The following is a 10,329-nucleotide window of genomic DNA, read 5'->3' as shown; positions in this document are numbered from 1 at the left end:
CTGGTGAGGGCTGGGAAGAAGAGTTGCTCACTGATTTTTCCACCAGACTCTGGCGTGATAGCTCGCTTGTCTGGGTGATGCGCGCGGGAGCGCTCCCCGATGCCATCAACCGACGACTGCTGTACCCCATCCAGCAGCAGCCACTCTTGCCTCAGGGGGAGCGTCAGAGAGTTTTAGAGAAGATTGCAGGGCAGCGTGGGACGAGCCTAGCGACAGTGCTTGCCATTATACATATGCAAAATCCTCTCCAAAAATGGGCACAGCATCCCCACTGGGAGCGGCGATTCGCCTTGGCTTTAAACCCAACGATTAAGCTGATGAAGAAGCAGCTACAGTGCGATGGGCACCGCTGGGTACGGGCGGCGGCACGGGGAAATGGAGGGATTGTATGAGAGTTTTAGGAGCGATTGCGCCGGTGTTGCTTGCATCGGCCAGCTTTGCACAGCGCCCGGCGCAGGGGCCGGTCTCGACCGTGCCGTTTTTGCCAGAGAAGGCGGGCTACGCGATGGTCTGGGAGGATGAGTTTGAGGGAAACAAGCTCGACCCAACCAAGTGGAAGGTGCGGGGCGTTGGGCCACGGGCGCTGGCGTATGTCTCCGAGGAGGCAGTGGAGGTCAAGGACGGCTACCTGTGGCTCTGGGCGAAGAAGAAGGGTGAGCAGCTACTCGGGAGCGCGGTGGGGACACAAGACCTCTTCTCTGCTCGCTACGGCTACTACGAGTGCCGTGCGCAGGTGCAGAAGTCGCCGGGCGTGTGGGCGGCGTTTTGGATTCAGTCCACGGAGATCGCCAAGGGAGAGGACCCAGCTCTCTTTGGGGCGGAGATCGACATCATGGAGTGCTTCCGCAAGCTGGGCACCGATATTATCTCCCACAATGTCCACTGGGCCTATGGCCCCAACCAGAAGACCACGCGCGGGATGCAGAGCTACCTCAAGGGAGTCGGGACGGGCTTTCACACCTTTGGGCTGGAGTGGACTCCTGAGAAGTACGTCTTCTATGTGGATGGCCTGAAGTTCTACGAGGTGACCCAGGGCATCTCCAAGATCAAGGAGTATCTGATCCTGAGCATGGAGTACCCCAGCAACCCCGCCGACATGACCCGCACCCTCTACCCCGATGCCTTTGTCGTGGACTACGTTCGGGTCTGGCAGAAGAGGCCCGCTCAGTCATCGGGGGGATGAGAACCGTCGAGAATGAGAGCACGTCTCAAGTTCCGTAGCCCTTCTCGGTTGAGCTGAAGCGCCTCCAGAGTCACACGGCCTGTCGCGGTGAGAGCGAGAACTTGCGTTGCATCGAAGCTCCATTGGAAGTGAGTGCTCCAAAGCTGACGTCGAGGATGAAAGAGTGGCGCGGTTACTCCTGTTGCCGGATCTAGGGCATCGGTGAGTGTGTGCTTCAGGTGGTTACAGCCCCGGCACGAGAGCGCAAGATTATCCAGTGTGGTGGTGCCTCCTTGCTCCACGGGGATTATGTGCTCTATCTCAAAGGGGTCGGACGAGAAGGCAAGGGGATGGCGACAGTACTCGCAGCGGTGGCCTGCACGAATCAAGACCGCAAGACGCTGCCGCTGGGTAGGGCGCTGCCGTCTCATGCAGGCGTCAGCTCAAGCTGGCGCACAATCTCCGTGAGGGAGAGGCCACGCTGGCGAGCGAGGGCGGAGAGAAGGAGTATGCGCTCTGCCTCGCAGGTTTCAATCTGATTGGTGAGCTCTAGGAAGCGCTGACGTTCCGCTCCGCTCCACGCACGTGCTTTTTGAGCTGTAATCAGCGCTTCTCGTTCCTGTCGAAGAGAGAGGGGAACCGCTTCTTGAATGCGCTGGAGCAGCTCAGACTCACTCAGTGCGGCAATCGGGAGATCGCGCAAGAGTGCCTGCACGACTTCATCCGGGGTCTTACCAATGGTTGTCGCGACCGAGATGAGGCGGGCTTCTGTTTCTGGGGTTAGAACCGGCATTTTGTCTCTCCTTGTGAAGGTATTCTACCAGTTAATGGGGTAGACATTGATTCCCGAGAGTGCTCCCCACGCTGTGGTGAGCCCGCCGCCGAGCAGGTCTCCGGCGATCAGGCCGAGGAAGAAGGGGGCGAATTTTTTGTAGGTGTCGGCGCCACCGTAGCGCAGGACGAGAATCTTGAGGCCCCAGGCGATGAGAAACGGGAGCCAGGTGCTGGTCATGGTGTTGGTGTTGGCCATGGCGTAGCCGACCGGGTGGAGCGGCCACCAGAGGAAGCGGGCACGCAGGAACATCATCCCGGCGGTGAAGGCAAAGCCAAAGCCGATGGCGACGAGGCCGCGCAGATCCGGAGCGGCGGGGTTGCGCATCAGGGCCACTAAGTTATCGAAGGGCTGGCGGCCCATGCTGGTGCGCCAGGCATCGGTTTTTGCTTCCGCGCCGTAGCTGTGCCAGAGCATCAGGGCGATCACGAACGACGAGATCAGGCCGATCACGGTGGCGATGGCGATCGCGACAAAGGTCTTGCGGCGGCTGGCACCGACGCTATCGGCCATCTTAAGCGCTTCGAGCTGGTGGGGCATGGGCAGGCAGCGCATGTCGAAGTTGCCAAGCACGGGGCGCATGAAGGCCAGCACGGTCAGGTCGGCGGGGGTGAGCAGGCCGGTTCCTAGGGTGCGGGTGAGCATGTGGTTGACATCCACCTCAGGGCCAAAGAGCCAGGCATTGCCCGTCTCGGCGCGGATACGCGTGGCGGCGACCATGTAGCAGAGTGCGAGGATGACGAGGAGTGCGGCGATGAGCGGCTGCATTCCGGCGACGACACAGAACGTGATCATCAGGGCCACAGAGACCAGCAAGCCAATCGCGGCGGCACGGTAGCTCAGGGCTTCGTCGCTATCGTCGAGCTCGCCTTTGGGGCCACCGAACGCCATGGACACGACTTCTTTGACATAGCTTCGGGCAAGCCAGAGCGGGACGAGCGCGAGGGCCAGAAATGCGCCCGCGCCTTGCTGGCCGATAAAGGGAAACGTCGCCCGCTGGGTGCCCGTCATCCCGGCGTCTATATTTAGTGCTGCCCCGACCACGTTTTCGATGCGGGTGAGCAAGAAGAAGAACCAGCCAGAGAACGTCACTTCCACGGGAATGAAATAGGCCACCCCGATCACAAACGGATAGAACGAGAGTGGTGTGCGTCCCATCGCGTTCCAGGGTGGGCTGGAGACAATCGAGGGCATCTGCGCCAGGTCCGTATCGGCGCGTAGCGAGATCAGCGGGAACTTCGGATCGTTGAGAGCGAGTGTGTTGATGAGTGTGAGGGTGAAGGGAATCAGCAGCCCGGCCCAGAAGAGTCTGTTGCGAAAGAGCGAGCCTTTCCCATCATCCGTGCCCGCCTCGACAATCGCAAGGGGTAGGGCCACCGTCGGGAAGCTGAGTTTTTCGCGGTCCACCCACTGGCGGCGCATGAGCGAGACCAAACAGAACGTCGCGAAGGTGAGGGTCAGGATAAACCCAATCCAGACAAATAATTGAGGTCCCCATAACCCCCACGGGGGCGTGGTCTTGCCCTTGTAGAAGCCATCGAGCGCTTCCGGGTTGGTCTGCGCCAGCCAGTGCGGGACGAAGCGATGGAACGTGGACGCCCAGGCGTTGGCATCGGTGGCGTAGTGGAACGAGGCGACGATAGTCGGCACCAGAAAGTGGAGCTGGCCCGACGAGCTGAGCACGGTGGAGGTCGTCACCATCACGTAGACGATCAGAATCTCCGCCGCGGTGAGCATGGTCTGAGGGAGAAAACGCTTGAGCAGGAGATTCACGCCCGCCACTCCAAAGATCAGCGTCACCGCCCCGACAGGCGTGGCCGTGGCCGCAATCGCCGAATGCCCCTGCACGCCGCTCATAACCAGCTCGGCGTAGTGAATCCAGAGGTTGGTCAGCACCGTCAGCCCCAGCCCCAGCAATACCGAGCGTACCGTCAGACCCAGAGCCCGCGTGGTTTTCATGGAGGTATTTTACCGTGATCCCGCCCGTTGGAGGGGCGGGACTGGAGAGCATCGTTCCTCCGCTGCAAAGGCCGTTCCGGCCATGGGGAGCACTCGGATTTATGGGCGGAACGGCCTTTGTAGCTTTAGCTCTCCAGTCCCGCCGTTCTAATCGGCGGGACGCTTCAAGCTCGAATGAACCCGGCTAAAGAGCGCCAGTAGCACGCTCAGCTCATGGCGCGTGGGATCGCAGCGGCGCAGGAGGGACTTGACGAGCGCGGGAACTGGTGCGGGCGTCCCCGGGCGCACGAAGCCGCTCGCCGCCATCACACCGTCAATATGGCGATCAAACTGCACTAGCTCGTTCTCCGTCGGTGCATCGGCCAGAGGCGTGGCAAGCGCAAGATTTTCCGGCAGGCTACGCGTGATCTCGTAGAGCGTGAGCAAGACCGACTGCGCGAGATTGAAGCTCGGATAGGCCGTGGTGGTGGGAATCCGCACGACCCAGCGGCAGAGATTAAGATGCTCGTGGCGCAAGTCGTCGTCCTCGGGGCCAAAGACCAGCGCCGTCGTGCGACTCGCTCGCTCCGTTAACTTCTTCGACCACTGCGGCAGGCTGACATAGTGCGCCGGGTTCTCGCCCTTACGTAGCGCCAGCCCGACCACTTCTTGCATGCCGTCCAGCGCCGCGGGAAAGCTCTCATGAACCGTCATCGTGTCCAAGAGCACCGACGCATACCGCGCTGTGACACAGGCCCGCTCCCGATCATAGCCACGCGGCGCAACCAGGTGCAGGTGCGAAAAGCCCAGGTTTTGCATCGCCCGCGCCACCGAGCCAATATTGAGGCTCTCCTTCGGCTCGATGAGAATGATGTGGAAGTTATTCATATTTTTTCACCGCCGCTCTAACCAGCAGGGCAAACAGCCAGTACCTTGATCTCCACATGAATCCCCCGTGGGAGCTCCGAGACTTGGATCGTGGTGCGGGCGGGGCGGATTTGGCCCAGATACTCGGCGTAGATGGCGTTGTAGGTGGCGAAGTCGGTTTCCAAATCCGTGAGAAAGCCCGTCACATCGACGACGTTTTCTAGCCCCAGTCCGGCGGCTTCTAGGATGACTTTCAGATTATGAAAAACGCCGTGGACTTCGTCGGCAAAAGTCGCGGGGAGGTCTTTCTCGCCGCGCTTGTGGGGGCCTAGACCGCTGATAAAGAGAAAGTTGCCCACGCGGCGGGCGTGGGGGTAGGCGGCGACGGGGTCGGGGCCGCTCTTGGCCATGATCTCTGTTTCATTCATGATTGTTACCCTACAGATAAAATTTGATTTGCGCAAGCCCGGCAGCTATGGTAAACTCCGAGGGTTGTCTTGACAGAGGTTGGCAAAAAAATTATGTATGCAGTAATTCGTACCGGCGGCAAACAGTACCGCGTCGCAGAAAAAGATACCGTCGTCGTAGAGAAGCTCGAAGGAGCTGAGGGCGATGTCGTGACCATTGACGATGTTCTTTTCGTTGGTGGAGATACTCCTGTGTTTGGCTCTCCTACGGTTCCCGGCGCGAAAGTGACCGCAACAATCGTCGGCCAGGGCAAGGGCAAGAAGATCAATGGGATCACCTACATCAAGGTGAAGAACCACCAGCGCCACTACGGGCATCGTCAATTCGAGACCCGTCTGCGCATTGACTCCATTGCCGCATAGGCTCTGATCCGTAGAGAAGGAATAAGAAAATGGCACATAAAAAAGGTGTGGGTTCGTCCCGCAACGGTCGTGACTCTAATGCCCAGCGCCTGGGTGTCAAGGAGTACGCCGGTCAGTTCGTTACCGCCGGTTCCATCCTGATCCGTCAGCGTGGCAGCGAGTTCGATCCGGGTAAGAATGTTGGTCAGGGAAGCGACTACACGCTCTTCGCTAAGATCAATGGTATTGTGAAGTTCGAAGGCCACAAGCACACCCGACGTATCTCGGTGTATCCCATGGTTGCCGTCGATGTGGAAGAAATCGCTCCCGTAAGCGCGTAAGCTTTTCTGACACAACTACAGATTCTGGCCCGGTCTGCTCTGCAGCCGGGCCTTTGCTTTGGATGCCCTCCCTCCCCCCGGCCCCCTCCCTCCCGATAACGGGAGAGAGGGGGAGGTAGAGGTGGGTGGGCTGATTCCCCCACCACACCCTCTCCTATTATTGGGAGGGGGTGCCGAGGGACAAGGCGGGGGAGGGGAACTATTCCATGTTTATAGATGAAGTTGAAATTTGGTTGGTCGCTGGCAGTGGGGGCAATGGGGCCCTGAGCTTCCGCACGGAAAAACACGTCCCCCGTGGTGGCCCCGATGGTGGCGACGGTGGCCGAGGCGGTTCGGTGGTCTTTGAGACCGATCCGAATCTGTCTACACTTTTGGATTTCCGTCCGGGCAAGAAATACCGCGCAGAAAACGGCGGCCATGGCATGGGCAAGCGACAGTACGGCAAGCATGGGGAGAACATTGTCCTCAAGGTGCCGCCCGGAACACAAGTACATGATGCCGACACCGGCGAGCTCCTCGCCGACCTGGCACAGACCCCCCAGAGTGAGGTTCTGATCGCGGGCGGGCGCGGCGGGCGCGGCAATGTCCACTTTGTCAATAGCGTCCACCAGACCCCCAAGTTCGCGGAAAAAGGCGAGCCCGGTGAGGAGCGACGGATCAAACTGGAGCTGAAGCTCCTGGCCGATGTGGGGCTTCTGGGCTTTCCCAATGTCGGGAAGTCCACGCTTCTGGCGGCAGTGAGTGCAGCACGACCCAAGATCGCGGACTATCCGTTTACCACACTCGTGCCAAACTTAGGCGTGGTGCGTGCCGATGATCACCATAACTTTGTGATCGCCGATGTGCCGGGGCTGATCGAGAATGCCAGCGAGGGCGCGGGGCTGGGAATCCAGTTCCTGCGGCACTTGGAGCGCACACGGCTTCTGGTGCACCTGCTAGATGTCTCCGATCTCACTGGGCGCGACCCCTTGGAGGACTTTGGCATCATCAACCGTGAGCTGGAGGCGTTCTCAGAAGACCTAGCAAAGCTTCCGCAAGTCGTCGCTTTCTCACGCATTGACCTGCTGTCCGACCGAAGTGGGCTCGTGCCTCTCCGTCAGTTCTTTGAGGCGCGTGGGCTGGAAGTCTTTCCGATCTCCGGTGTGACGAGTGAGGGCGTGCGTGATCTGATCCTCCATGTCTGGACCAAGCTCCAGGAGATTCCTAAGGACGCGCTTAAGCTCAGCGGGGTGGTGCACATTACCAACAATGCACGCGATGATGACGATCCTCGTCGGTTTACGATTGTGCGCGATGACGAAGGTGTGCTGGTGGTCTCAGGAAAAGCACTGGAGCGCATTGTCTCCATGACGGACATGGGCAACGAGTACGCCGTCCGTCGCCTGCAGCGCCAGCTAGAGCGCTGGGGTGTCTTTACCAAGCTCAAGGCGTTTGGCGCAGCCGAAGGGGACTCGGTTCGTATCCGCAACGCGGAGTTTGACTACGTGGACGAAGACGCGTGGGGGCGTGATGAGGCCGATGGCGAGAACGACGATGAGGACATGGAGGTTCTTGTCTGATGTGCTTGAAGCTCCAGCACTCCTAAAACGACACGGTATAATTGTGAACAATGGTACAAACTCCTACTGAGGATACTGCTGCCCTTCCCAAAGTCCCCACGCCAACCCTAGAGCGCCTGACCATCTACCTGAGGTGTCTGGTGGATCTAGGGGCCAGTGGTGTGCGGACGATCTCGTCGGCGCAGATCGAGGAGCACGCGGGGGTAAGTGCGGCGCAGTTCCGGAAAGACCTCTCCTACTTTGGGGAGTTTGGCAAGCCGGGCGTGGGCTACCAAGTCGCGGAGCTGGAAAACCGGATCGCGCGGATCTTGCAGCTTCACAAGCTCCAGCCGATCCTGCTGGTGGGGGCGGGAAACTTGGGAAGCGCCCTGGCCTCGTATCCGGGGCTGGAGGAGCACAAGTTTCATATTGTCGCGCTCTTTGACACGGATCCCGAGAAGATCGGCAAGCGCGTCTTAGGGATGGACATTATCGAGTTCTCGCGCTTGGGCGAGATCAATGCGGCGCTCCAAGCCCGGATTGCAATCTTAGCTGTGCCCGCCAGTGCCGCGCAAGCCGCAGCGGATAGTGCGATCCAGAGCGGGGTGCGTGCGCTGCTGAACTTCGCCCCGACTCCCTTGAAAGTGCCTGCGGGGGTTGTGGTACGCCATGTCTCGTTCTTGCAGGAGCTGGCTGTGCTCTCCTACCACCTGACGGAGACCGAGAAGCAGGGGCAGTAGGGTGTCCCGTCGGCACTGGCTGAGGGGCATTTTTCTGGCACTCTTAGGGGGCGCGGCACTGGGGCTAGGCTATGTTTTTCGACCCCGCCCGAAGGTCACTCTCCCCACACTCCCCTCCCGCTCGCTCGTGGTAGCCTATCTCAAGGTCGGGCAGGGCGAGGCATCGTGGATCAAGACTCCCGAGGGCCAGTTTATGGTCATTGGTGCGGGGCCACCTGGTTCTGGTGCGCACGTGGTGGAGTCGCTGAGGGCGGCGGGGGCGCAACAAATTGACCTGCTGGTGCTGCCCTATCCCTACAACGAGGCAATCGGGGGCGCGACTGAGCTGATCAAGCAGTTTCCGGTGAAGTCGGTGCTAGATCTTGGGTGGGGGAGAGTGAATAAGAGCCAGGAGGAGACCCTCACGCTCTTGCGAAAACAGCGGGTTCTGGTGCAGCTTGCACGCGCTGGAGTGGCCTTTAACTTAGGGACAGAGGGGCATGTGAAGATTCTCTATCCCCGTGAGCGCCTGATCGCCCGTACTCCCGCCGCTGCCAACAACGCCGTGGTGCTGCGCTTGACCTGGGGGAAGACGAGCTTTCTCTGGGAAGGGGGGCTGGAGGAGCCGGGGGAGCAGGCACTGCTCTCGATGGGCCACGAGCTCTCCGCCGATGTCTTGCGGGTCGCTCGGTTTGGCAACGCCGGTGCATCGTCGCCCGAGCTACTGCGCCAGGTTCAGCCGCGCTTTGTGGTGATCAGTAGCGACGATAAAGAGAAGCACTTGCCCGCCCCCTCGACCCTGGAGCGCCTCACCGCCACCGGAGCCACGATCCTACGCACCGATCAAGAGCGTGGCGATATCTTTTTCTTCTCCGACGGCCAGCGCGTCGATCTCGCCCGCTAGCTCTCTTTAGCGTGTGGGCTTGAGGCGGGTGGGATCGAAGAATGCCCCCAGCTGATCGGGCTGTCCGACATGCTCGGCAGCGAGAAGTAAGGCATTTTTCCAGAGGCGTAGCTCCAGAGCGGAGCGTGTCTCTTTAGACGCGGCCTTGAGCTGGCTGACAGCGCCTTTCTTTGCCTGCTGGGCCTTGCGTGCCCCAGAAAAATCGGTACGAAGCTGGGTGAAGCGTGCCAAGACCGAAGCCCCCAGCTTGGCTTCGTGTGTGGTGATGAGGCTGACGAGACGCTCCATCAGCACGGGAACGGTGGTGAGAGTCGCCTTGTGGTACTCGGTGAGGCCGTGGGGGAAAAAGCTCTCGTGCGTGGGGCTGCTCTTGCCAAACGCGACACGGACAGATGCCTCCAGATCGGGCACGGCGGCTTTGAAAGCAACGAGGGCATCACGGGTCGTCTGGGTCAGTCCCTCCCGCTCGGCAGTGGCTTGGTCTTCGGCGGTCATGGTGCCAAAACAGGCAAAATAGGCACTTTCCGTCTCGGTTAAGAGGCTTTGGTAGGCTCCACTCTGGTTGGCGCGGCGCAGTCGCTCGATATGATCGCGTGCAAACTCGGCAATTCGCGCGTCACGTATCGTCCGAATGTTAAAAGGATTGCTAAAGAGAGTGCGTAAGGCTTGCATTATAGATTTTTCCTTTAGTGCGCCCGTGCGCCCTGTGTAGAAAATTTTTTTGCAGAGGTAGACACGGCTGTGCAGAGTGGCAAAAAAATATTTTTACTACCCGACACGCCTGTGTCTGTGTCTGCGTAAAGATTTTTATTACTGTACAGAAGTGTGTCGGTTTTGTCAATAAAATAGCAAGGTTTAGCGAAAAAATATTTTTCTAAACTTCTTAAGCGCTTGACATTCACGCACTTATTCCGGTAAACTAACCGCAACTTCCTCTCCCCGCCGCCTCTCCCCGCGAGAGTAGGTAGGAAGAGAGGAATATCCCAAAAAAGCAAGGCATACCGAGACCGTGTGCTGTTAGTGTTCCGTTCGTAGTGCTTGGTGTTGGGGTTCTGGTATTGCACTCTGTCTCTTGGTGTGCTTGGGAGCATAGATGGCTATCGAAGATCGCGATGATTTTGTGGATGTGGTTGCGCAGGCCGTGATAGACCGAATTGAAGAACGTCACCGTACCAGCAGCCTTGTCGAACAAGTTGTCGCCCGTGTTATTGAAATTCAG

The 10,329-nt window shown here is 59.4% G+C and carries 13 protein-coding genes; 7 read left to right on the top strand and 6 right to left on the bottom strand.

From position 1 onward, the window contains the following. The coding region (locus RMO15_RS23830; RefSeq protein WP_309718360.1) for a hypothetical protein at positions 1-392 on the top strand (392 nt) is incomplete at its 5' end. Next, complete coding sequence (locus RMO15_RS23825) at positions 389-1,183, top strand: glycoside hydrolase family 16 protein (protein WP_309718357.1); 795 nt, start codon at positions 389-391, stop codon at positions 1,181-1,183. The genes RMO15_RS23830 and RMO15_RS23825, both read left to right, overlap by 4 nt. Here RMO15_RS23825 and RMO15_RS23820 read toward each other — a convergent pair. The 5 genes from RMO15_RS23820 to RMO15_RS23800 form a co-directional block, all read right to left on the bottom strand. Next, positions 1,165-1,593, bottom strand: coding sequence for an HNH endonuclease signature motif containing protein (locus tag RMO15_RS23820; RefSeq protein ID WP_309718354.1), 429 nt, complete (start codon positions 1,591-1,593; stop codon positions 1,165-1,167). The two genes, RMO15_RS23825 and RMO15_RS23820, sit on opposite strands and share 19 nt — an antisense overlap. Next, complete coding sequence (locus RMO15_RS23815) at positions 1,590-1,955, bottom strand: hypothetical protein (RefSeq protein ID WP_309718351.1); 366 nt, start codon at positions 1,953-1,955, stop codon at positions 1,590-1,592. Before RMO15_RS23815 ends, RMO15_RS23820 begins: the two co-directional genes overlap by 4 nt. Before the next feature lie 24 nt (positions 1,956-1,979). Next, the gene (locus RMO15_RS23810) at positions 1,980-3,953 is read right to left on the bottom strand and encodes an OPT/YSL family transporter (RefSeq protein WP_309718347.1); all 1,974 of its coding nucleotides are present in this window, start codon (positions 3,951-3,953) and stop codon (positions 1,980-1,982) included. A gap of 147 nt (positions 3,954-4,100) precedes the next feature. After that, positions 4,101-4,820: a TrmH family RNA methyltransferase gene (locus RMO15_RS23805; protein WP_309718344.1), complete on the bottom strand. Its 720-nt coding sequence runs from the start codon at positions 4,818-4,820 to the stop codon at positions 4,101-4,103. A 17-nt stretch (positions 4,821-4,837) separates the two neighbouring features. Further along, positions 4,838-5,227 (bottom strand): Rid family hydrolase, encoded by a 390-nt coding sequence (locus RMO15_RS23800; RefSeq protein WP_309718340.1) that lies wholly within the window; start codon positions 5,225-5,227, stop codon positions 4,838-4,840. A 93-nt stretch (positions 5,228-5,320) separates the two neighbouring features. Here RMO15_RS23800 and rplU point away from each other — a divergent pair, with 93 nt between their 5' ends. The 5 genes from rplU to RMO15_RS23775 all read left to right on the top strand — a co-directional run bounded on the left by rplU (position 5,321) and on the right by RMO15_RS23775 (position 9,110). Beyond that, entirely contained in the window at positions 5,321-5,629 is a 309-nt protein-coding gene (rplU, locus tag RMO15_RS23795; protein WP_309718337.1) for a 50S ribosomal protein L21, read from the top strand. Positions 5,630-5,658: 29 nt separating this feature from the next. Then, positions 5,659-5,949, top strand: coding sequence for a 50S ribosomal protein L27 (rpmA, locus tag RMO15_RS23790; RefSeq protein WP_309718334.1), 291 nt, complete (start codon positions 5,659-5,661; stop codon positions 5,947-5,949). A 206-nt stretch (positions 5,950-6,155) separates the two neighbouring features. Then, positions 6,156-7,508 (top strand): GTPase ObgE, encoded by a 1,353-nt coding sequence (gene obgE, locus RMO15_RS23785; RefSeq protein WP_309718331.1) that lies wholly within the window; start codon positions 6,156-6,158, stop codon positions 7,506-7,508. 50 nt (positions 7,509-7,558) lie between these two features. Next, positions 7,559-8,227 carry a redox-sensing transcriptional repressor Rex gene (locus RMO15_RS23780; RefSeq protein ID WP_309718328.1) on the top strand — a complete coding sequence of 223 codons (669 nt, stop codon included), beginning with the start codon at positions 7,559-7,561 and terminating at the stop codon, positions 8,225-8,227. A 1-nt stretch (position 8,228) separates the two neighbouring features. After that, on the top strand, positions 8,229-9,110 hold the full coding sequence (locus tag RMO15_RS23775) for a hypothetical protein (protein WP_309718325.1): 882 nt from the start codon (positions 8,229-8,231) through the stop codon (positions 9,108-9,110). 6 nt (positions 9,111-9,116) lie between these two features. Here RMO15_RS23775 and RMO15_RS23770 read toward each other — a convergent pair whose 3' ends face one another. Further along, positions 9,117-9,782, bottom strand: coding sequence for a hypothetical protein (locus tag RMO15_RS23770; protein WP_309718322.1), 666 nt, complete (start codon positions 9,780-9,782; stop codon positions 9,117-9,119). Positions 9,783-10,329 lie beyond the last annotated feature (547 nt).

This window comes from Armatimonas sp. (assembly GCF_031410135.1).
Classification (GTDB): domain Bacteria; phylum Armatimonadota; class Armatimonadia; order Armatimonadales; family Armatimonadaceae; genus Armatimonas.
Note: the sequence above shows the minus strand (reverse complement) of the source record. Positions and strands in the feature narration are given on the sequence as shown.

What these genes read in the sequence shown, in the direction of transcription:
- RMO15_RS23810 (WP_309718347.1), bottom strand. Translation starts at nt 3,953, where the DNA reads ATGAAAACCACGCGGGCTCTGGGTCTGACGGTACGCTCGGTATTGCTG.
- RMO15_RS23805 (WP_309718344.1), bottom strand. Translation starts at nt 4,820, where the DNA reads ATGAATAACTTCCACATCATTCTCATCGAGCCGAAGGAGAGCCTCAAT.
- RMO15_RS23770 (WP_309718322.1), bottom strand. Translation starts at nt 9,782, where the DNA reads ATGCAAGCCTTACGCACTCTCTTTAGCAATCCTTTTAACATTCGGACG.
- RMO15_RS23825 (WP_309718357.1), top strand. Translation starts at nt 389, where the DNA reads ATGAGAGTTTTAGGAGCGATTGCGCCGGTGTTGCTTGCATCGGCCAGC.
- RMO15_RS23815 (WP_309718351.1), bottom strand. Translation starts at nt 1,955, where the DNA reads ATGCCGGTTCTAACCCCAGAAACAGAAGCCCGCCTCATCTCGGTCGCG.
- RMO15_RS23800 (WP_309718340.1), bottom strand. Translation starts at nt 5,227, where the DNA reads ATGAATGAAACAGAGATCATGGCCAAGAGCGGCCCCGACCCCGTCGCC.
- rplU (WP_309718337.1), top strand. Translation starts at nt 5,321, where the DNA reads ATGTATGCAGTAATTCGTACCGGCGGCAAACAGTACCGCGTCGCAGAA.
- RMO15_RS23820 (WP_309718354.1), bottom strand. Translation starts at nt 1,593, where the DNA reads ATGAGACGGCAGCGCCCTACCCAGCGGCAGCGTCTTGCGGTCTTGATT.
- RMO15_RS23780 (WP_309718328.1), top strand. Translation starts at nt 7,559, where the DNA reads ATGGTACAAACTCCTACTGAGGATACTGCTGCCCTTCCCAAAGTCCCC.
- rpmA (WP_309718334.1), top strand. Translation starts at nt 5,659, where the DNA reads ATGGCACATAAAAAAGGTGTGGGTTCGTCCCGCAACGGTCGTGACTCT.
- obgE (WP_309718331.1), top strand. Translation starts at nt 6,156, where the DNA reads ATGTTTATAGATGAAGTTGAAATTTGGTTGGTCGCTGGCAGTGGGGGC.